The sequence below is a fragment of the Glutamicibacter mishrai genome, assembly GCF_012221945.1.
Taxonomy (GTDB): domain Bacteria; phylum Actinomycetota; class Actinomycetes; order Actinomycetales; family Micrococcaceae; genus Glutamicibacter; species Glutamicibacter mishrai.
Window position 1 is genome coordinate 684,602 of sequence record NZ_CP032549.1, and the last position, 20,817, is coordinate 705,418.

Genomic DNA, 20,817 nt, shown 5'->3' on the forward strand with positions numbered 1-20,817 from the left:
TTTCGGTGTGCAGACAGAGGTGATCCGGCTGTTATTTGCCGGCCTTGGCTGCTGCTTCTTCCAGCAGATCCAGGTAGTCATCGAGCACCCAGGAAATCGCCAATGGAGTGGGGTTGGCTGCGGTTCCCAGTGGTCCGCTGCCGTCCAGGGCGACGATTGCTTCGTTTTTGACTGCTGGCATTTGGGAGAGCAGCGGGTCTGCTTCGAGCGTGTCGACGAGGGTGTCATTACCGTAGGTGACAATGACGTCGACGTCCGAAAGCTCATCAACATTCTCTGCGGAAATTTCTCCGGAGAATTTCACTTCACCGCTGGATGCTTCGGCCACAGCCTTCGGGGTGGTCATGCCAAGATCATCGAAGAACGCGGTACGGGTGTCGTGGGTGGTGTAGAAGTTGACCGTGGACAGATCCGCTGGGTCCACGTGGGTCACGAACATCACCGATTTCCCGGCGATGTTCGGGTGCTTTTCGAGGCCTTCAGCAATTTCCTTTTCAATGCCCTCGATCATTTCCTTGCCTTCGGCTTCTTGGCCCATGGCTCGGGAACTGCGTTCGATGTTCTCGCGCCAGCTGGTGGACCAGGCGGCTTCGGGATAGGCCACGACTGGTGCGATTTGGCTCAGGGTCTCGTAGTCTTCCTTGGTGAGACCCGAGTACCCGGCCAGGATCAGGTCAGGATTCGAATCAGCGACGGCTTCGAAGTCCACGCCGTCGGTTTCTTCAAAGAGCACGGGAGTCTCTCCGCCGAGCTCAGTGAGTTTCTCCTCGACCCATGGCAGGATGCCATCGCCGTCGTCGTCGCCGAAGTTCGCGGCGGCCATGCCTACCGGGACGACGCCGAGGGCCAGCGGAACTTCCTGGTTGGACCAGTTCACGGTGGCAATCCGCTCAGGTTTTTTCTCGATTTCCGCGGTACCCAACGCATGTTTGATGCTCTGGGGGAAGCTCTGTTGATCTGCAGATGCGGCAGCAGTCTGTTCTTCGGAGCCGGTCGCGGCTGATGAGCAACCGGTCAATGCCAGTGCTGCTGCTGAGATGAGGGCAGCAGGTTTCCAGAAGGTGCGGCGTGATGCGAGCATGGGTGATTCTCCACGAGGTGTCAGCGAGTGTGTTCAGCCTTCGGGTGCTTTATGGCAACAAGAGCAACGTCATGTAATACGAATGAGTCCCGTTGAGCAATCCACTTAGGTGAGCCTTTCCTCCCTATCGTATTGATAGCGCCAAAAGTTCGCAATCACGCGAAATTGACAATATTCACGCGAAACTGACACACCTACTTGGAGTCACGGAAAGATGAGAGCGTGAACCCGGTGTTCCGGCGAAACGCCGCTCCCAGCGAACTCTGCGAGCTGAACCCCAAAAGTTGGGCGATATCTTGAAGATCTTCGCCGCTGGCCACCATCTCCATGGCTTGCTGGGCATGCAATGAACCTGCCCATCGCGAGTATCCGATACCGGTTTCCGCCTGGAACGCCCGGGAGATCGTTCGACCGCTCACCCCCAACCGCTCGGCCCATTGCTGGAGGCTGGGCGCAGGCTTCGGCTGGCCGATCATCTCTGCGACTATCGGTTGCAGAAGTTCGGACTGCGGCACGTGAATAGCCAGGCACCCCGGTGCGGGTTGCAGATTATCCATCGCTGCGGCTTCCGTGACGGCACGGGACTTTTGCGTCAACTCCGGATCGGCAAGGCGTTCCAAGAGCAGGCGCAATAGCGGGGTGATGACAACAGGAACGGGCTCTTCGGCAATCGAATCGACGCTGGCGATTCCGAAATGGCTCATATTGCACACGCTGGCCGCCCGAGCAGTCCCCTCGTGCAAAACACCTGCTAGCATCCAGACACCGAGCACCGGGGTGATGGTCCACGTCTTCGGGCCAACACTAACCGACGATACGCCCTGCTGGTTCCAGAGCAGCTCATGGGTCGGGTGGGAATGCGATGGCCAGCAGGTATCCACCTGAACGCGTTCCTGAAAAAATCCAATGACAAACGGAACGTCAATCGCGCCGGCTGCATAGGCTGGCAGCTTCCGCTCTTCAATCATGCCCTGCCCTCCATTACGCGAATCACCACGTCCACCTGATAGATTCACGACTTCTTCTAGCCTAATTCTTAGACGGATGACCTACGCTAAAACTATAGAGCGTTCATGTCTGTTGACATCGCCCCAACTTGTAGAGGTGATTTAGGATTTCCACTCCATACCCAGAGGACAATAGCGGCGTCATCCCGCTGCCTTCTACGGCAAATCTGAGCTCTGGCGAACTACAAGAAATGACCCAGGCATTCCGGCTTCAGTTCCAGCGTTTCATGATGGAATACCAATTTGCCGTCGACGAGGTACTCACCAAGGTCTCAATTCTTCGTGAAGAGTTCCTCTACCTGCACAAGTACAACCCCATTGAGCACATCACCTCCCGGGTGAAAACACCTGAGAGCATCATGCGCAAAGTGAGCCAGAGGAATATCCATCCTTCACTCACGGCAATCCGCGAAAACATCAGCGACATTGCCGGCGTCCGAATCACTTGCAGCTTCGTGAAAGACATCTACAAGGTACTCAATACCTTGACGGCGCAAAATGACATCCGCGTCATCCAGATCAAGGACTATATAAAGAACCCAAAGCCCAGCGGATACAAGAGCGTGCACGCCATTGTTGAAATCCCCGTCTTCCTTTCCGACGGGCCGGTCAATGTCGTCGTCGAGCTGCAGATCCGAACGATCGCCCAGGATTTCTGGGCCAGCCTGGAGCACAAGATTTTCTACAAATACGACGGTGAAGTACCGGCGCATTTGGCTACAGAGCTCGCCGACGCCGCGGCTGTCGCTACGAAGCTTGATATGCAGATGCAGCGACTGCACACAGAAGTTCATGGCCATGATGCCAACGATGAAAAATCCGAGGGCCAAGAAGTGGATTCAGACGTAATCCAAGGTCTGTTAATGCTCGCCAAAGAAGCCTCGACGAGCAAGGACCAGGGCGAGACAGAGTAGCCCACGTTAAACGATGAAATGCCTCCGACTGCAAATTTGATGCACTCGGAGGCATTTCATTTTCCAGAAATTCCGGGGACGAGAAAGCCCCGGAATCCAACAGGATTCCGGGGCTAAATCTGTAGCGGCGCCGGGACTCGATCCCGGGACCTCACGATTATGAGTCGTGCGCTCTAACCAGCTGAGCTACGCCGCCACAAGTGAGAAGCAATCCAGTAGAAGCCAAGAAGGCTTCTCACTCAGAGCCCCCTGCCGGAATCGATCCGGCGACCTCGTTCTTACCAAGAACGCGCTCTACCACTGAGCTAAGGGGGCAACGAGTAAATACTCTACACGGATTCTCGCGCAAACAAAAATCGGCATCTTGCCGTCGAACGACGGCTTGAATCTCGAATAACTACTAGTCAGGTACACCTCTCCTCAATCCCACGGTTCGCGCGGGACGATCCTTGGCACAAAAGTGCTTTGGTGACGATGCTCACTGAGCAGAATTTGGTGGTCAAACCCCAAATAATGGCCACCTGGATCTGCCGCCCATTCCCCAAGCGAATCGATGCCTGAAACCTCTAGTTCCCATGCGAGGTGGTGCCACTTAACAGGGCAGCAAGATAAATCCAATGCACTTGGCCAATAGATCTCTTGTCACCGTTTTCCGCCACCGGCTGATCGGAAATCGAGCGCCGAAAGTCGGCAATTTTTCCAACCATCATGAACGCCTGGATGATGCTTGGAATATAGCCATCATTCATGGCTTGAGTAGGAGTCTTGTGACCTCAGCTACAAATTCGTTCAGGATTTTGCAAACGCCAAAAACCTGTGTAGAGTATTTACTCGTTGCCCCCTTAGCTCAGTGGTAGAGCGCGTTCTTGGTAAGAACGAGGTCGCCGGATCGATTCCGGCAGGGGGCTCGAAATAAGAGAGACAATCTGAATCCAGATTGTCTCTCTTTTCGTTTTCCACGGACTTTATTCCTGGCCCGAATCCGACCAATTTTTCTTCGTTCCTTTCCCGGTTCCCTTCATCGCTCCGCTGTCACGATGTTGACCCTGGTTGTCGCCACCAGAAATTTTCATGCTAGTGTCATCTCCGACCACACGGGAGCCCCATGGCAGGGGCTGAGATCGGACTGCAGCCGTCCGCGACCGTTGAACCTGTCCGGGTAATGCCGGCGAAGGAAGTGAGTTTCTCAATGGAACAATTTGAACAGCATTCCGCCCACTCTCTCGCGTTCCGCGAATTTGATGGGATTTCCGTTCCGGTTACGCAAATCAGTCTTGCGGACTCCCCCAATGGCCAGCCCAACGAGCCACTACATGTGTACCGCACCAGTGGCCCGGGAAGCGAAGCCACACAGGGGCTCAAGCCATTTCGAGAATCCTGGATTCTTGAACGTGGTGACGTCCAACGGTACTCGGGGCGTGAACGGAATCTGCATGATGATGGCCGTTCAGCGGTCCGCCGCGGCACGGCAAGCGAAGAATGGGCTGGACGCTCCGCTCCTCCGCTCAAGGCCTCTGACGGGGCAAGCGTGACGCAAATGCACTACGCCCGTGCCGGGATCATCACCCCGGAAATGCGATACGTTGCCTTGCGTGAGGAATGCGATGTAGAGCTGGTGCGCAGCGAGCTCGCCTCAGGACGAGCGATCATCCCAGCCAATATCAATCACCCAGAATCAGAACCGATGATCATCGGCAAAGCGTTCCTGGTGAAAATCAATGCGAACATCGGCAACTCCGCGGTGACTAGCTCTATTGCAGAAGAAGTTTCCAAATTGCAGTGGGCCACCAAATGGGGCGCTGACACGGTTATGGATCTATCCACTGGAGATGACATCCACACCACCCGCGAATGGATCATCAGGAATTCACCAGTGCCCATCGGCACCGTGCCGATTTACCAGGCTCTCGAAAAGGTCAATGGCGAAGCGAACGCATTGACCTGGGAGATTTTCCGCGACACCGTCATCGAGCAGTGCGAGCAAGGCGTGGATTACATGACCATCCATGCCGGCGTGTTGTTGCGCTACGTCCCACTGACCGCGAACAGGGTCACCGGAATCGTCTCGCGCGGCGGGTCCATCATGGCTGGATGGTGCCTGGCCCATCATCAAGAAAACTTCCTCTACACCCACTTTGATGAGCTGTGCGAGATCTTCGCCCAGTACGATGTCGCCTTCTCCTTGGGTGACGGGTTGCGGCCAGGATCCATCGCCGATGCGAATGACGCCGCCCAATTCGCAGAGCTGGATACCTTGGCCGAATTGACCAAGCGTGCTTGGGAGTACGACGTGCAGGTCATGGTGGAGGGTCCTGGGCATATTCCGTTCCACATGGTCCGAGAGAATGTGGAGCGCCAGCAGGAGCTGTGCGATGGGGCTCCGTTTTATACGCTCGGTCCCCTGGTTACCGATGTAGCCCCTGGTTATGACCACATCACCAGCGCCATCGGGGCCACGGAAATCGCCCGCTACGGCACCGCGATGCTCTGCTATGTCACGCCCAAGGAGCATCTGGGATTGCCTAACCGCGATGATGTGAAGACCGGTGTCATCACGTACAAGATCGCCGCCCACGCCGCAGACCTGGCCAAGGGCCATCCGGGGGCCACCGCACGAGATGATGCGTTGAGCAAGGCGCGTTTCGAGTTCCGCTGGAATGACCAATTCGCGTTGAGCCTGGATCCGGTGACCGCGCAGGAATTCCATGATGAGACCTTGCCGGCGGAACCTGCCAAGACTGCGCACTTCTGTTCCATGTGCGGCCCGAAGTTCTGTTCCATGCGGATATCGCAGGACATCCGTGACGAGTACGGCTCCGCTCAAGAACAGGCCGCAGTGGCGGGAATGGCTGCGAAGAGCAAGGAATTCATCAACAGCGGAGGAACGGTGTATCTCGGCGACCAGATCCCGGTAGGCAATACCACCTCGTAGATCTGGTTCAGCCGCGCTGCCTGCGGTTTAAACGGGCAACGCCCCTGGCCAAGCCTTTCGGCTTGATCCAGGGGCGTTGTGCTGTGCTATCTAGCGAGCTGCAGAAGCGCTGGCTTAGTAGTCGCGACGTCCACCGCTGCGACCCGAATCGCTGAAGCGATCCTTGCCACCGCGACCACCGAAGCGCTTCTCGCCGCCACCACGGCGGTCGTTGAAGCCACCGCCACGACCACCGCGGAATCCACCACGGTCCCCGCCGCGTCCACCGCGGAATCCACCACGGTCGCCTTCGTCATCGCCACGTGGCTTACGACCGGAGTCAAGCTCCATGCTGATCAGCTCGCCGCCGATGCGGGTCTTGGACAGTGCACGCCACTGGTCCTTGCTCAGCTCTGCTGGCAACTCAACCAAGGTGTGGTCCGAACGGATTTCAATGCCGCCGATTTCCGAGGAGTTGAAGCCGCCTTCGTTAGCCAAAGCGCCAACGATCGAGCCTGGCTGCACGCGGTTGCGGCGGCCGATGGCCAGACGGTACATGGCGTTGCCTGCAGCAGCAGTCTTGCGGGCACGAGGACCGCGATCTCCACGGTCGCCGCGGTCTCCGCGCTCTGGGCGGTCGCGATCCATGCGGGCCTTCTTCGAAGGGGAAACCACTGGTTCGGTCATCAGCAATGGACGGCCACCCTGAGCCATCAGAGCCAAAGCAGCTGCGATTTCCAGCTGATCCAGGTCTTCGTGGTCAGCGGCGAACTTCTCGACGATTTCACGGAAGGTGGTCAGGTCCTGGCCGCTGATGGTCTGATCGATGCGATCGGTGAACTTCTGGATACGGCGGTTGTTGACCGAATCCAGCGAAGGCAGCTGCATCTGGGTCACCGGCTGGCGGGTAGCCTTTTCGATGGCACGCAGCAGGTACTTTTCGCGTGGGGTCATGAACAGGATCGCGTCACCCGAGCGGCCTGCACGACCGGTACGTCCGATGCGGTGCACGTAGGACTCGGTGTCATGCGGGATGTCGAAGTTGATGACGTGGCTGATGCGCTCCACGTCCAAGCCACGAGCTGCCACGTCGGTTGCGACCAGGATGTCGATCTTGCCCGAGCGCAGGTTCTCGACGGTGCGTTCACGCTGCTGCTGCGGGATGTCGCCATTGATGGCTGCAGCGGTGAAGCCACGGGCCTTCAGCTTGTCAGCCAGGTCTTCGGTAGCCATCTTGGTGCGTACGAAGGTGATGACGCCGTCGAATTCCTCGGATTCGAGGATGCGGGTCATGGCGTCCAGCTTGTGGGCACCCATAACCTGCAGGTAGCGCTGGGTGATGTTGGTGCCGGTGGACTGCTTGGACTTGACGGCAACTTCCTGCGGGTCGCGCAGGTATTCCGAAGCGATGCGGCGGATGGTGCGTGGCATGGTGGCCGAGAACAGGGCAACCTGCTTCTCTGCTGGGGTTGCTTCCAAGATCTTGTCGACCTCTTCGGCGAAGCCCATGCGCAACATTTCGTCAGCCTCATCCAGTACAACGTACTGAAGGTTGGACAGGTCCAGGGAACCCTTGTTGATGTGGTCGATTACGCGACCTGGGGTACCAACGACAACCTGGGCACCGCGGCGCAGGCCGTTGAGCTGTGGGCCGTATGGCGAGCCACCGTACACTGGCAAGACGGTGAAGTCAGGCAGGTACTTGGCGTAGGAAGTGAAAGCCTCAGCAACCTGAAGAGCCAGCTCGCGGGTTGGAGCCAGAACCAGGATCTGTGGGGTGCGGGCTGGACCATTGGTGTCAGCCAGCTCTGCCATGCGGGACAGGGCAGGAAGCGCGAAGGCGGCGGTCTTACCGGTACCGGTCTGAGCCAGGCCGACAACGTCGCGGCCTTCGAGAAGCATTGGAATGGTGGCGGCCTGAATTGGCGATGGCTTTTCATAGCCCAGGTCAGCCAGTGCTGCAAGCACGCGGGCGTCCAGACCAAGTTCGGAGAAAAGAACCGTTGGTTCTTCTGGGGTCTGGTTGTCGTCGGTGTTTACGGGCATGTCAGAAGACACGAAGAATTACCTCATTCGTTGGGGATGGGCCTTGGCCGTCCCCAAAGAAACGACGTATAGGCTGCACAGTCAGATACAAGTCACGCTCACCAAGCGCTCCCCTATGACATAAAGACCCGCACACACTTTGCGGAAAATACAACACGAGAAGGCTCCGGCCTCAAAAATTGGGCTGGATGCGAAGGAAAAACCTGATGTTCGCGAACACTTAACACTAACGTGTAACACCTCTAATTGTCAGTGCTCAGCCCGTGTGAGATCGGGCACCGCGACAAAGCACGTAGTGTTGTAGGTGTGAAAAAACCTCTCTTGCCGCGACGCCCAGACGAGCCAGTTCCCGGGGGCCTGCAGATTGCCCAGTTCCTTTGGCTCCTAGCCGGAGTGCTGTTTCTCGGCTTTGGAGGCTTCCTGATTTATGAACACATCGACGATGCATCGCTGAACTTCGGAGCCGTTGCCTTGGCCCTGTTTTTTGCCGCCGCTGGCTGCGCTTGCGGGGTGCTCGGCTACCGGCTGTTCATGGGCCAGCGCTCAGCGCGCGCCAATCTGACCTGGCTGGGCGTGATCACCGCCGTGCCGTTGCTGATGCGCTTCGGACGCTATTCCCTGCTGGCGGCGATTGTCATGTTCTGCGTGGCCCTGATGTGGATCCCCAGCAGCAACCGCTACTTCAAGATCGTCTCGCCCAAGCCGGCCAAGAGAAAACGCTAGCTCGACGCGATGATGTGAAAACTTAAAGGATGCGGGGAGCGGTTCAGTGATGAACTGCTCCCCGCATCCTTTTGTGCCGTTTAGAGGTTGGTGAAGGCCTTATCGAGGTCCTCGATCAGATCCGCCGGATCTTCGATGCCCACCGAAAGGCGCAGCAGGTTCACCGGCACGGCCAGCTCGGTGCCTTTCACCGAAGCGTGGGTCATTTCCGATGGGTAGTTCATCAATGATTCGATGCCGCCCAAGGACTCAGCCAAGGTGAACAGCTTGGTGCTTTCGGCAATCTTGCGGGCTGCGGATTCCCCGCCCTTGAACTGGACCGAGACCATTCCGCCGAAGCCGCTCATCTGCTTCTTGGCGATCTCGTGGCCCGGGTGGTCTTCGAAGCCCGGGTACAGCACGCGCTCGACCTCACTGCGCTCGCGCAGCCACTGGGCGACCTGAGCCGCGTTCTCCGAGTGGGCACGCATGCGCACGCCCAGGGTCTTCAGGCCACGGGTGGTCAAGAAGGCATCCATGGGGCCGGACACGGCGCCGACGGCAAACTGGATGAAGCCGATCTTTTCCGCCAAGGCAGTATCCTTGACGATCACAGCGCCGCCAACCACATCGGAGTGGCCGCCGATGTACTTGGTGGTGGAATGCACCACGATGTCAGCGCCCAAGGTCAGCGGCTGCTGCAGGAATGGGCTGGCGAAGGTGTTATCCACGACCAGCAAGGCACCAGCGGCGTGGGCGATGTCGGCGACCTTGGCAATATCGGTGATGGTCATCATCGGGTTGGATGGGGTTTCCACCCACACCAGCTTGGCCTTGTTCTTCTCGATGGCTGCAGCCAATGCGGCTTCATCAGCCATGTTCACTGGCGTATTGCCGATGCCCCAGTCGCCCAGGACACGGTCGATCAAGCGGAAGGTTCCACCGTAGGCGTCGTTTCCGAGAACAATGTGATCCCCTGGGCGCAGGATGGCGCGGATCAGGGAGTCTTCGGCGGCAAGTCCCGAACCGAAGGAGAAGGCATGGGTGCCGAATTCGGCGCCGGCCAGCTGGGCCTGCAAGGCATCGCGGGTCGGGTTGCCGCCGCGGCCGTATTCGTAGCCGCTGCGCAGGTTGCCGATGCCGTCCTGCGCATAGGTCGAGGAGAAGTGCAATGGCGGCACCACGGCGCCGGTGCGTGGCTCGAATTCCTGTCCTGCATGGACGAAGCGAGTGTTGGAGCCTTGGGTATTTTCGGTCATCGATATCAGTCCTTTAGTGAATTCTTTAGCGAGTCGAGTAAGCCAGCAGGTCTGCTGCGGTGGCGGCGGCGATCACTTCGCCGGCTTTGGTGATCAGCACGGCCGGGTGGGACTTGAGCAGTTCCTGGGCGTTATCCAAGGTGTCTGCCACGCCGATCAGCGGCAGGGGCAGGCTTCCCAGTTCCTTGATGGTGCTCGTTGCCTCGGCCCCGGAGAGCAGGGCATCGGTCAATGTGCTGGCGCCGATGACACCGCGCACCTCGCCGATGCGAGCTGGAAGAGCCGCAGCGGAAACGACGAGCGCGTCGGCGCCCTGTTCACGCAGTGCCTTGGCTGCTTCATGCAGCGTGGCGTCTTCGCTAATCGTCTCGGGGCCCTGTTTGGACAGCGCGGAGCCAATGAAGTCCAGTGCGGAGTATTCGTCGGTGGTGAAGCCCTGCTGCATCATCCAGTCGTCGTTGAAGATCTTGGCAAGGTAGCCGCGTCCGCCATCGGGTGCAATGACCACGACAACGTCATCTTCACCCAGATTGCGGGCGGCACGCAGTGCGGCCACCACGGCCATGCCCGAGGACCCGCCCAGTAGCAGGCCTTCCTCGTTGGCCAGTCGGCGGGTCATCGCAAAAGCTTCGGCGTCAGTGACGGCTTCGACTTCGTCGGGCACCGATGGGTCGTAGTTGCCCGGCCACATGTCTTCTCCGACGCCCTCGACAAAGTAGGGGCGTCCGGTGCCGCCGGAGTAAACCGAGCCATCCGGGTCGGCGGCGATGATCTTGACCGGTCCCGAAGCGCGGTCCGCGGAAATCTGCTTGAGGTAGCGCCCTGTGCCGGTGATGGTGCCGCCGGTGCCAGCGCTGATCACCGCATGGGTGACCTTGCCATCGGTGTCGTTCCAGATTTCTGGGCCGGTGGTTTCGAAGTGGCTGTCCGGGGCGCCTGGGTTGGAGAACTGGTCCGGCTTGTAAGCGCCATCGATTTCAGTGACCAGGCGGTCGGAGACTCCGTAGTAGGATTCTGGCGAATCCGGTGCGACAGCGGTAGGGGTCACGACGACCTTGGCACCGTAGGCGCGCAGCACGTCGCGCTTTTCTTCGCCGACCTTATCCGGGGTAACGAAGATCGTCTTGTATCCCTTGAGCTGACCGACCATGGCCAAGCCGACACCGGTGTTGCCACTGGTTGGCTCCACGATGGTTCCGCCTGGCTTGAGCTGGCCGCGCTCTTCAGCGCGCTCAACCATCTTCAACGCAATACGGTCCTTGATGGATCCGCCTGGGTTCAAGTATTCGAGTTTGACCAGTACCGTGGCTTTGATGCCGTCGGTCACGTGGTTGAGCTTCACCAGCGGGGTATTGCCGATCAGATCTAAAACTGTGGACGCATACTTCATGTCAAGAACTTTACCGGCGCTCGTCATACATGTCGTTCCGGAACGTAGCGAAACGTCATGCAGTGGACGTGATCTTTTCATCAGTGCTAAAGACTCCCGGTTGCCTTCCTGTCTGGACCAGACTATATGATGCGAAATATGCAGAAATCTTGGAGCGGCAGCTTCTCCCCCGGATCGCCAGTGTCGCTGGTCAAGTCCTTGGGAATCCTGCGTCGCGGCCAAGGCGATCCGACCATCAGGCTTTCGGAAACCGAGGCTTGGCTTGCTTTTGCCACGCCCGAGGGTCCGGCGACGTTGCACATCTCCAAGCCGCTGCGCCACGGACCTGCCGACTTCCAAACGTGGGGCTCCGGCGGCCCATGGGCGATAGAACGCGCGCCTCTGCTCTTGGGCGCCGACGACGACTGGAGCGATTTTGATGAGCAGGCTTGCTCAGGCGCGTTCCCGGAAATTGTTGTTCGAACCCGCGCCGAGCATCCAGATCTTGTCCTGCCTAAAACGGGCAGGATCTTTGAACATGCCATCGGCGCCATCCTGGAGCAACGGGTCACGGGCATTGAAGCGAACTATGCGTGGCGTTGGCTGGTCAGGAAGCTGGGCCATCCGGCGCCCGGGCCGGCTCCTGATGGACTGAGGATTTTCCCCTCCGCGCAGGAGCTTGCTCAACTGCAGCGTTGGGATTGGCAGGCCGCCCGGGTTGAAGGCAAGCGGGCGGAGACCATCAGGAAATTCGTCCAGGCATCCGGGGCCCTGAACTGGTGGGCCGATAAGCCTCTCAACGAGTCAAGGCCGACGGCGAAAGCGCCGGGAACCCTTGAAGCGGCCATGGGTTCTGTGCATGGGATCGGTCCGTGGACCATCGCCGAAACACTGCAGCGCTCGCATGGCTCTGCCGACCACATTTCGGTCGGTGATTTCCATTTGGCTGATTTTGTCGGCCAGGTGCTCACCGGGCGCCGGATTACCGATCAGCAGATGCTTCAGCTCATGGCGCCCTATGCCCCGCATCGGCAGCGGGTCGTCCGATTGCTGGGGCTTTCAGGACAGAAAAAACAAAGCTTCGGGCCCCGCTACGCTCCGCTGGATCACCGGCAGAGGTAGGGCCCGAAGCCCACAAGCTCTCTTAGGAGTTAGCCTGGGCGGCTTCCTCGGCGATCTGCTTGTGTACTTCACTCATATCAATACCCTTGACCGCGGTGACCAAGTCTTCAAGCTGCGGCTGGTTCAAGGCACCGGCCTGCGAGAAGACGAGAACCTGTTCGCGGAACGCCATGATGGTAGGAATCGAGGTCACGTTGGCTGCACGTGCCAGGCCCTGTTCGGCTTCGGTATCCACCTTGGCAAAAACAACATCGGTGAACTTGTCCGAAGTCTGATCATAAACCGGAGCAAACTGCTTGCACGGTCCACACCAATCAGCCCAGAAGTCCACGAGGACGATGTCGTTGTCTTCAATCAACTTCGCGAAGTCGTCTTCGCTCACATTTCTAGTTGCCATGCCTATACGGTAGCCGAATTTCAGATGAAATACGTAGAAAGGTGATCTTCATTGAGAGTGGGAATAGATCCGGATCACAATGAAACCTTATCCGGAATGCAAAAAACTCCCGGATCAAGGATCCGGGAGTTATTTGTGGCAGATACTGGATTCGAACCAGTGAAGGCATAGCCAGCTGATTTACAGTCAGCCCCCTTTGGCCGCTCGGGTAATCTGCCGAGATTGCTCTTTCAAGAACATTTGTTCTTGTCGGAACGAGAAATAACTCTACAGGAGATTTTCGACGAAGTGAAATCGAGGGGGCTCTTTTCCCTGTAAGCCTGATCACAGCCCGATTTTAGGGCGCAAAACCGGTAGGCTATGTAGCGAATCAGACCCGTTACAGCTAGGAGTATTCACATGGCTAGTGATTCCACATTCGACGTCGTCAGCAAGGTTGATAGCCAGGAAGTCGCCAACGCGATGAACCAGGCCCAGAAGGAAATCTCCCAGCGCTACGACTTCAAGGGCGTCGGTGCTGAAGTAGATTTCAGCGGCGAGAAGATCCTGATGAAGGCTAATTCCGAAGAGCGCGTCAATGCGGTCCTCGACGTTTTCCAGACCAAGCTGATCAAGCGCGGCATCTCGCTGAAGTCCTTGGATGCTGGCGAGCCTTTCGCTTCGGGCAAGGAATACCGTATCGAAGCAAGCATCAAGGAAGGCATCGCTCAGGATGTCGCCAAGAAGATCAACAAGTTGATTCGCGATGAGGCCCCGAAGGGCGTCAAGTCGACCATCCAGGGCGACGAGCTGCGCGTTTCCTCCAAGTCCCGTGACGACCTGCAGGCCACCATGGCCCTGCTGCGTGACTTCGAAGAAGCAGACCTGCAGTTCGTGAACTTCCGCTAGACATAGCATCGGCACCAAACGTGCCTATAGAAGAGTGGGGGCGGCTTCCTTATCAGGAAGCCGCCCCCACTCTTGGTTTAATGACGTGCTATACCGGCGCAGGCATTCAAGTCCTGCGCCCCTTAGTACTGGCGTCCCCCTGCCATCGCTTCAAGACGGGCGATGCGCTGGTCCATCGGCGGGTGGGTGGAGAACATCTGCTTCAGTCGCGAACCGAAAGGGTTGGCGATCATCAGGTGCGAGCTGTTGACCAGCTTCTGGTCGCTGGAGGCCAGCGGCGCCTGGGAGATCCCGGATTCGAGCTTGCGCAGCGCGCTGGCCAAAGCCAACGGATCATTGGTCAGCTTGGCGCCATCTTCGTCGGCATCGTATTCGCGGGTGCGGCTCACGGCCATCTGGATGATGGAGGCGGCCAGCGGAGCCAGCAAGGACAGGGCGATCAACGCGATCGGATTGACGTTGCGGTTCTCATTGCTGCCACCGCCACCGAAGAACATCAGGAACTGGGCGATAGAGGTGATCACGCCGGCGATGGCCGCAGCCACCGAAGAGGTGAGGATGTCGCGGTTATAAACGTGCATCAGCTCGTGGCCCAGCACTCCGCGCAATTCGCGCTCGTCGAGAAGCTGCAAGATGCCCTCGGTGCAGCACACAGCCGCGTTCTGCGGGTTGCGTCCGGTAGCAAAGGCGTTGGGTGAAGAAGTAGGCGAGATGTACAGCCGCGGCATCGGCTGCTGGGCGTTCATCGACAGTTCGCGCACAATGCGGTACATCATCGGATTCTCGGCTTCGCTCACCGGGTAGGCATGCATGGAACGCAGCGCGAGCTTATCGCTGTTCCAATAGCCGTAGGCGGTGGTGCCCAGGCCGATCAGCGCGAAAACCCAAATGAACATCGACCGGCCGGTCCCGGCAGAAATGAGCGAACCGATAGCCAAGAGCAAGGCGAACATTCCGCCGAGCAGCAATGCTGTTTTCAGTCCGTTGTTATGTCCATGCACCCTAACGCACTCCCCTAAATGACAAAGACCAAGATGGTGATTCCTAGTCTAGTCAACGTACGGAAGCCTGTGCTGGTTCCGGCTTTTGAACATCTGTTGAAGGGTGTGATGCATGGAACTCGATTGAGCGTGTAGATTACGCTCAGCGGGGAATAAAGCTGGCCCTGTGACGTTTAGCTTATTAGTTGCAAAGTGCAATTTTTGCACTTGAGATCCGCCTAACTTGAATCACATTAGCTCGAAAGCGTACATCCTGAATGTCATCAAGCACCACCACACCCGTCCGCTCTGAACACAGCTATGGGCTGATCCAAGGCACTTCGGCCTACCTCATCTGGGGACTGCTCCCCGCCTACTTCCTGCTGCTTCCGCAGATCTCCGCGGTGGAGTTCGTGGCGGTACGCGTTCTGTTCTCATTGATCTTCTGCTTCATCCTGCTGGCCGCGACTTCTCAGATCCGCCAATTCGCCTCGATGTTCCGCGACACCAAGACCATGGGGCAGTTGGCTCTCGCGAGTGTCCTGATAGCCGCCAACTGGGTGCTTTACGCGCTCGCGGTGCTCACCGGGCACGTGCTGGAAGCGTCGCTGGGCTACTTCATTAATCCGATTGTCGCGATCTTGCTCGGAGTCATTGTGCTCAAGGAGAAGCTGCGCCCGCTGCAGTGGGCAGCAGTTGGACTGGCCACCGTCGCGGTGATCGTCTTGACCGTAGGCCTGGGACGCGTGCCATGGATCTCCCTGGGACTGGCCTTCTCCTTCGGTTTCTACGGCTTGGTCAAGAACAAGGTAGGCACCAAGGGCAGCGCCCTGGGAGCGCTGAGCATCGAAACCCTGTGGCTGACTCCGTTGGCGATCATCTACGTCATCTGGCTCTCCCAGACTTCCGGCTCCACCTTGCTGGACAGCAATTGGGCCGGCGTCCTGCTGCTGGCCTCCAGCGGCATCATCACCGCGGTCCCGCTGCTGCTCTTCGGTGGCGCAGCCCGTCGCCTTCCACTGAGCACGGTGGGTTCCTTGCAGTTCATCGCTCCCCTGCTCCAGTTCATCCTCGGTGTCCTGGTCTTCGGAGAGCATATGCCTCTTGAACGCTGGATGGGCTTCATCCTGGTGTGGATCGCGGTTATCTTCGTCCTGATCGATATGCTCCGCGCGCCGAAGGCAGGCCGCCTGCCAGAGCCCAAGAAGATCAGCTAGGTCCCTGGCTCCGGGGCCATTAACTGGCTGAAGCGCCGGCTTCCTCCCTTGGAGGAAGCCGGCGCTTCAGTTTTTGTGCTTGGAACCTAGATGCTAGGCGGCCAGCTTGCGGATGGCCGATTCCAGAACGTCGAATGCATCGTTGAGCAGTTCATCGCCGATGACCAGCGGTGGCAGCAGGCGAACGACGTTGCCGTAGGTGCCGCAGGTCAGGATGACAACACCCTGGGCCAGGCACTCGGCGGCGATGGCCTTGGTCAGATCAGCGTCTGGCTCCTTGCCGCCAGCCTTGACGAACTCAAGGGCGATCATGGCACCGCGGCCGCGAACTTCACCGATCGATGGGAAGGCGGACTGCAAAGCGGTGAATCGGGCGAAGAACTTCTCTTCGATCTCGCGGGCACGAGCCGGCAGGTCCTGCTCTTCCATGAACTTGATGGTCTCCAGCGCTGCGGCAACAGCTACCGGGTTGCCACCGTAGGTGCCGCCCAGGCCGCCACCGTGGACCGAGTCCAGCAGGTCAGCGCGGCCGACGATGCCCGACAGCGGCATGCCGCCAGCGATGCCCTTGGCAACGGTGATGATGTCCGGTTCGATCTGCTCGATGTCCGAAGCGAACCATGCGCCGGAACGTGCGAAGCCAGCCTGGACTTCGTCAGCGATGAAGACGATGCCGTTTTCCTTGGCCCACTCGGCAACGCGTGGCAGGAAGCCGGTGGCAGGAACGATGAAGCCGCCCTCGCCCTGGATTGGCTCGATGATGATTGCAGCGATCTGGTCGCCGCCGATCTGCTTCTCCATGGCCAGGATGGCGCGCTCGGCTGCTTCCTTGCCGGAGATGTTCGAGTTCTCTTCGCGGAATGGGTAGCTCATTGGCATGCGGTAGATCTCCGGTGCCAGTGGGCCGAAGCCGCGCTTGTATGGGGCTGCCTTGGCGGTCAGGCCCATGGTCAGGTTGGTGCGGCCGTGGTAGGCGTGGTCGAAGGCGACAACTGCCTGGCGGCCGGTGGCGATGCGGGCTACCTTGATGGCATTCTCGACTGCTTCGGAACCGGAGTTGAAGAAGACTGCGCGCTTTTCGAAGTCACCTGGGGTGATCGAGGCGAGCTTCTCGGCCAGGGCAACGTAGTTTTCGTACGGAGCGACCATGAAGCAGGTGTGGGTGAAGCGCTGGGCCTGCTCTGCCACGGCCTTGGCCACGGCTGGGTTGGAAGCGCCCACGGTGGTCACGGCGATGCCCGAGCCCAGATCGATCAGCTGGTTGCCGTCGACATCAACGATGATGCCGCCGTCAACGTCTGCCGCGTAGACCGGCAGGCTGGAAGCTACGCCGGCGGCAACTGCCTTGGCGCGACGTGCGGCGAGTTCTTCCGACTTTGGGCCGGGGAATGGCCCGTTGATCTTGCGCTTCTGTTCAATGCGGTAGCTAACGTCCACCTGCTTGTCCTTTCACTATGGTTTTACGAGCGCGTGGCTCGACGTGTTCTTACAAGAAGAATATTCTTCGTGGCCCAATGCGACTACCAGAATTGGCACAACCAGCTCCGGGATCAGTAGTGCATCTGCACAGAAAAATACCTCCTCGTGCCAAGTGATGCTCGACACGAGGAGGTATTTGCTGCTGGGTCATGGAATTACAGGTTGTTGCTTCCTGCGGTTCCAGCGGTTTCGATCACGTCATCGTCATCCTTTTCGGGATGGCGCGAGAGGTTGATCAAAGCCAAGGCCAGGCCGCCCCAGATGGTCAGCATGGAAATGATCATAAAGACAATAGCGATGCCGCTCATGGCTAGTATTCCTTTCCGGCTGTTTCCGGGAGTTCTTCGGCTTCAACATTTTGCTGATGCTGTTCGAACTCAGGGTCGTTGATCTTGGAGTTCTTGCTCCACGGAATCAAGGACAGGACCACGGCGCCGACAATCAGCAACCCGGCCATGCCCCAGCCGAAGACGCCGTTGAACCACAGCGGGTAGCCGGAGTAGGACTCGTTGATCTTCGATTGGACTTCGTTGATCAGCATGTAGCCCAGGGCCGCTGGACCGATGCCGCCAACCAGGACCTTCCAACCGGTGCCCAGCTTGATGGAGCTGTGGCGGTTCATGTGCTTGGCCAGCTTTGGCAGCATGCCAAGGCCCGCGCCGAAGACGATCACCAAGACCAGTGCACAGGCCAGGATGCCGAACTGGTTCACGAAGGCGTCCATGGTATCCAGCAGGTACAAGCCGGTGGTGGTCGGGAACAGCAGCAACGAAATGATGGCTACCGGAAGGACGACAACCAGGGTGGCCGGGGTGCGCTTCCAGCCCAGCTTGTCCTGGAAGGCCGCCACGATCACTTCGAGGATCGAGATCAGCGAGGTCAGGCCGGCGAAGACCAGCGAGCCGAAGAACAGCACGCCAATCAGCCCGCCCAGCGGCGCCTGGGAGACGATGGTCGGGAAGGCGATGAACGCCAGGCCGATGCCGCTGGTGGCCACCTCGTCAACACTGGATCCGGCGTTGTGCGCCATGAAGCCCAGGGCGGCGAATACGCCGATGCCGGCGAGCAGTTCGAAGCCGGAGTTGGCGAAGGCCACCACGTAGCCCGAACCGGTCAAGTCGCTCTTGCGCTTCATGTAGGACGAGTAGGTGACCATGATGCCGAAGGCCACGGACAGCGAGAAGAAGATGTGTCCGAAGGCCGCAGCCCAGACGGCCGGGTTCTGCAAGGCCGCGAAGTCCGGGGTGAAGAAGGCGTTCAGGCCGTCGACCGCGCCGGGCAGGAAGACCGACTGGACCACGAGGATCACGAACATGACGATCAGCAGCGGCATGAATACGGCGTTGGCGCGGGAAATGCCCTTGTTCACGCCGGCAATCATGATCACCATGGTGACCAGCCAGACGATCAGCATCGGCACGAAGATGCGGCCGACCACGTCGAAGGAAACGCCTACGGTATCGGAGACCTGGAGGAAGTCATTCATGAAGAAGCCTTCGGCTCCCTTGGGGTTCTTATCCCAGGCCTTGGTGATGGAGAACCAGCAGTACATGGCCGCCCACGCGATGATGGCCGCGTAGTAAATGGCGATCACGAAGCAGATCAGCACCTGCCACCAACCGAGCATTTCGGTCTTGCGGTTGGCCCGACGGTAAGCCAGCGGGGCCGAACCGCGATAGCGGTGGCCGATCGAATAGTCGAGGAAGAGCAGTGGAATACCTGCGCAGAGAATGGCTACGAGGTAAGGGATCAGGAATGCACCGCCGCCGTTCTCGTAGGCGACGTAGGGGAAACGCCAAATATTTCCCAGTCCAACGGCCGAACCAACCGCAGAAAGAATGAAGAGCTTTCGTGAACTGAAAGTCTCACGCTTTTCCGATGCGAGTGGAGCGCCCTGTTTTGAAGATGGAGAGCTCATGTGTCTAAGCTACTGCAAAAAGTTCACATTCTGGTCAATTTTGGGTAACGTGTGTCCATTATTTGAGCATTTTGCTGAAATGGGAACTTTCCGTCTGCCAACTAGAATGGCTCCATGGCAATTAGTTTACGCGGACTTCTGGAGCATGACGAGCTCGACCTCCGCCCGATGACCGAACACACCCACCGCGATGACATGGTCATCACCTGGTCAGCCATCACCGAGTTGCTCGATCCCTCGAAATTCCTCACCGGACGTGAAATCGTCTTGACCACCGGTGTGCGCCAGAAAACCAAGGCCGCCCAGCGCGAATTCGTGCGCGTGCTGGCCGCCAATGATGCGGTAGCCCTCGGATTCGGCACCGGACTGGAGCATGCTTCGGTCCCCGAAGCCACCATCATCGCAGCCCGGGAAGTAGGGCTTCCCGTCTTCGAAGTCCCCTACCAGATTCCCTTCGCCTCGATTACCCGGCTGATCGCCGAAGCCATGAACGCCGATCACCTCAAGCGCGTGGAGAACCTGCTCAAATCCCACCAGAAGCTGGCCCGGTCCCTGCTCTCCTCCGACCTGGACAGCATGCTTGATGAACTTTCCCGGATGCTCGGCACGGAGGTCGCACTGAGCCTCCATGACGAAGTGATCAGCGGCGACTACGACCCGGAACGCAGCTGGCACGAGCTGCCGGTAGCCACCGGCCTGCGCGATAAGTGCACCCTGCACCTGGCCGAACCCTACGTCCATGACCCTGTGGTGGATTATGCCCAGTCCCTCATCGGCTTGGAGATGGCCAATAAATCCCGGCTGCGTGCCTCGCAGCGCCAGGCCAACGGGCAGGTCCTGGCCGACTTGGCTGCCGGGACGCTTGTGGGCGCCGACGCCGCAGGACGACTTGGCGCCTTGGGCCTGAACCCGCAGCGCGAGCACTCGGTGATCCTGGTGCAGGCCTCCTCCCAGGCCGAGCGGCTGCAGACGCTGCCCCTGCCTGCGGATCTTTCCTCGCAGGTCTCGGCAATGATGGAAGGCCGCTTGGCGGTCATTGTCGCCCATAGCAAGGTGCAGCTGTCCATCAAGCACCTCGATGAGTACCTCGAATCAGCCGGGATCTCCGCCCGGGTAGGCTACGGCGGCCGCTACTCGAACACCACCGGAATCCGCTGGAGCTACTTCGAGGCCCTCGAATCCCTGCGCCATGGCGAACGGATCAATGTCCCCACCAAGCTCTCCCTCACCTCTCTGCTCTTGGCAGCACGCGACGTGCCGCTGCAGGACCTGGCCGCCGAGGCCCTGGGACCGCTTCAAGATTTCGACTCCACCCACGATTCCGACCTCTTGTTGACGCTGCGCGAATACCTGAACCGCGACGGTTCGGTCGGCGCCGTGGCCGAAGCGCTGGGCCTGCACCGCAATACCGTGCGCTATCGCATGCAGCAGATTTCAGAGCTTTCGGGCTACGACCCGAATGTGACAAGCGACCGAGTCCAGCTGTGGATCGCGTTGAGCGCACTTGAGCTCGGCTAATCTCGAATA

18 protein-coding genes, 4 tRNA genes and 1 riboswitch are annotated in these 20,817 nt (G+C 58.9%); of the genes, 8 read left to right on the forward strand and 14 right to left on the reverse strand.

Features of this window, described 5'->3' with window-relative positions; all coding sequences use genetic code 11:
* Positions 1 to 31: 31 nt before the first annotated feature.
* The gene (locus D3791_RS03285; RefSeq protein WP_172511281.1) at positions 32 to 1,081 is read right to left on the reverse strand and encodes an iron-siderophore ABC transporter substrate-binding protein; all 1,050 of its coding nucleotides are present in this window, start codon (positions 1,079 to 1,081) and stop codon (positions 32 to 34) included.
* A gap of 194 nt (positions 1,082 to 1,275) precedes the next feature.
* Positions 1,276 to 2,049 (reverse strand): helix-turn-helix domain-containing protein, encoded by a 774-nt coding sequence (locus D3791_RS03290; RefSeq protein ID WP_172511282.1) that lies wholly within the window; start codon positions 2,047 to 2,049, stop codon positions 1,276 to 1,278.
* A gap of 230 nt (positions 2,050 to 2,279) precedes the next feature.
* Here D3791_RS03290 and D3791_RS03295 point away from each other — a divergent pair, with 230 nt between their 5' ends.
* Positions 2,280 to 3,002 (forward strand): GTP pyrophosphokinase, encoded by a 723-nt coding sequence (locus D3791_RS03295; protein WP_172511283.1) that lies wholly within the window; start codon positions 2,280 to 2,282, stop codon positions 3,000 to 3,002.
* A 122-nt stretch (positions 3,003 to 3,124) separates the two neighbouring features.
* Here D3791_RS03295 and D3791_RS03300 read toward each other — a convergent pair.
* The 3 genes from D3791_RS03300 to D3791_RS03310 form a co-directional block, all read right to left on the reverse strand.
* Positions 3,125 to 3,198, reverse strand: a tRNA-Met gene (locus D3791_RS03300).
* A gap of 47 nt (positions 3,199 to 3,245) precedes the next feature.
* Positions 3,246 to 3,317, reverse strand: a tRNA-Thr gene (locus D3791_RS03305).
* Positions 3,318 to 3,568: 251 nt separating this feature from the next.
* The gene (locus D3791_RS03310; RefSeq protein ID WP_172511284.1) at positions 3,569 to 3,751 is read right to left on the reverse strand and encodes a hypothetical protein; all 183 of its coding nucleotides are present in this window, start codon (positions 3,749 to 3,751) and stop codon (positions 3,569 to 3,571) included.
* A gap of 87 nt (positions 3,752 to 3,838) precedes the next feature.
* On the opposite strand from D3791_RS03310, the gene D3791_RS03315 reads away from it, so the two are divergent.
* Together D3791_RS03315 and thiC are read left to right on the forward strand one after the other, a co-directional pair.
* Positions 3,839 to 3,910 (forward strand) — tRNA-Thr (locus tag D3791_RS03315).
* A 176-nt stretch (positions 3,911 to 4,086) separates the two neighbouring features.
* Positions 4,087 to 4,196, forward strand: a riboswitch (TPP riboswitch).
* Positions 4,192 to 5,934, forward strand: coding sequence for a phosphomethylpyrimidine synthase ThiC (thiC, locus tag D3791_RS03320; protein WP_246242291.1), 1,743 nt, complete (start codon positions 4,192 to 4,194; stop codon positions 5,932 to 5,934). (Overlaps the previous riboswitch by 5 nt.)
* Positions 5,935 to 6,048: 114 nt before the next feature.
* Here the strand turns inward: thiC and D3791_RS03325 are convergent, their stop codons facing one another.
* Positions 6,049 to 7,959 carry a DEAD/DEAH box helicase gene (locus D3791_RS03325; RefSeq protein WP_035761634.1) on the reverse strand — a complete coding sequence of 637 codons (1,911 nt, stop codon included), beginning with the start codon at positions 7,957 to 7,959 and terminating at the stop codon, positions 6,049 to 6,051.
* A gap of 321 nt (positions 7,960 to 8,280) precedes the next feature.
* On the opposite strand from D3791_RS03325, the gene D3791_RS03330 reads away from it, so the two are divergent.
* Positions 8,281 to 8,682, forward strand: a complete 402-nt coding sequence (locus D3791_RS03330; RefSeq protein WP_022874189.1) for a hypothetical protein — start codon at positions 8,281 to 8,283, stop codon at positions 8,680 to 8,682.
* 80 nt (positions 8,683 to 8,762) lie between these two features.
* Here the strand turns inward: D3791_RS03330 and D3791_RS03335 are convergent, their stop codons facing one another.
* Both D3791_RS03335 and D3791_RS03340 read right to left on the reverse strand, forming a co-directional pair.
* Positions 8,763 to 9,920: a cystathionine gamma-synthase gene (locus tag D3791_RS03335; RefSeq protein ID WP_172511286.1), complete on the reverse strand. Its 1,158-nt coding sequence runs from the start codon at positions 9,918 to 9,920 to the stop codon at positions 8,763 to 8,765.
* A gap of 25 nt (positions 9,921 to 9,945) precedes the next feature.
* The gene (locus tag D3791_RS03340) at positions 9,946 to 11,310 is read right to left on the reverse strand and encodes a cystathionine beta-synthase (protein ID WP_028268349.1); all 1,365 of its coding nucleotides are present in this window, start codon (positions 11,308 to 11,310) and stop codon (positions 9,946 to 9,948) included.
* 138 nt (positions 11,311 to 11,448) lie between these two features.
* On the opposite strand from D3791_RS03340, the gene D3791_RS03345 reads away from it, so the two are divergent.
* Complete coding sequence (locus D3791_RS03345) at positions 11,449 to 12,411, forward strand: DNA-3-methyladenine glycosylase family protein (RefSeq protein WP_028268350.1); 963 nt, start codon at positions 11,449 to 11,451, stop codon at positions 12,409 to 12,411.
* A gap of 22 nt (positions 12,412 to 12,433) precedes the next feature.
* Here the strand turns inward: D3791_RS03345 and trxA are convergent, their stop codons facing one another.
* Both trxA and D3791_RS03355 read right to left on the reverse strand, forming a co-directional pair.
* Positions 12,434 to 12,808, reverse strand: a complete 375-nt coding sequence (trxA, locus tag D3791_RS03350) for a thioredoxin (RefSeq protein ID WP_022874193.1) — start codon at positions 12,806 to 12,808, stop codon at positions 12,434 to 12,436.
* Between the two features lie 136 nt (positions 12,809 to 12,944).
* A tRNA-Tyr gene (locus tag D3791_RS03355) sits at positions 12,945 to 13,026 on the reverse strand.
* 181 nt (positions 13,027 to 13,207) lie between these two features.
* Between D3791_RS03355 and D3791_RS03360 the strand changes: the two genes are divergently transcribed.
* Entirely contained in the window at positions 13,208 to 13,696 is a 489-nt protein-coding gene (locus tag D3791_RS03360) for a YajQ family cyclic di-GMP-binding protein (protein ID WP_022874194.1), read from the forward strand.
* Between the two features lie 122 nt (positions 13,697 to 13,818).
* On the opposite strand, the gene htpX is transcribed toward D3791_RS03360, so the two are convergent.
* Positions 13,819 to 14,697 (reverse strand): zinc metalloprotease HtpX, encoded by an 879-nt coding sequence (gene htpX / locus D3791_RS03365; RefSeq protein WP_061954937.1) that lies wholly within the window; start codon positions 14,695 to 14,697, stop codon positions 13,819 to 13,821.
* A 257-nt stretch (positions 14,698 to 14,954) separates the two neighbouring features.
* On the opposite strand from htpX, the gene rarD reads away from it, so the two are divergent.
* Entirely contained in the window at positions 14,955 to 15,893 is a 939-nt protein-coding gene (gene rarD, locus D3791_RS03370) for an EamA family transporter RarD (protein ID WP_172511287.1), read from the forward strand.
* Positions 15,894 to 15,986: 93 nt separating this feature from the next.
* Here the strand turns inward: rarD and gabT are convergent, their stop codons facing one another.
* The 3 genes from gabT to D3791_RS03385 form a co-directional block, all read right to left on the reverse strand.
* Positions 15,987 to 17,330, reverse strand: coding sequence for a 4-aminobutyrate--2-oxoglutarate transaminase (gabT, locus tag D3791_RS03375; RefSeq protein WP_172511288.1), 1,344 nt, complete (start codon positions 17,328 to 17,330; stop codon positions 15,987 to 15,989).
* Between the two features lie 197 nt (positions 17,331 to 17,527).
* On the reverse strand, positions 17,528 to 17,680 hold the full coding sequence (locus tag D3791_RS03380) for a methionine/alanine import family NSS transporter small subunit (RefSeq protein WP_022874198.1): 153 nt from the start codon (positions 17,678 to 17,680) through the stop codon (positions 17,528 to 17,530).
* A 2-nt stretch (positions 17,681 to 17,682) separates the two neighbouring features.
* A complete protein-coding gene (locus D3791_RS03385) occupies positions 17,683 to 19,290 on the reverse strand; it encodes a sodium-dependent transporter (RefSeq protein WP_172511289.1) in 1,608 nt (535 codons plus the stop codon).
* A 114-nt stretch (positions 19,291 to 19,404) separates the two neighbouring features.
* Here D3791_RS03385 and D3791_RS03390 point away from each other — a divergent pair, with 114 nt between their 5' ends.
* Entirely contained in the window at positions 19,405 to 20,808 is a 1,404-nt protein-coding gene (locus tag D3791_RS03390) for a PucR family transcriptional regulator (RefSeq protein ID WP_172511290.1), read from the forward strand.
* Positions 20,809 to 20,817: the final 9 nt, after the last annotated feature.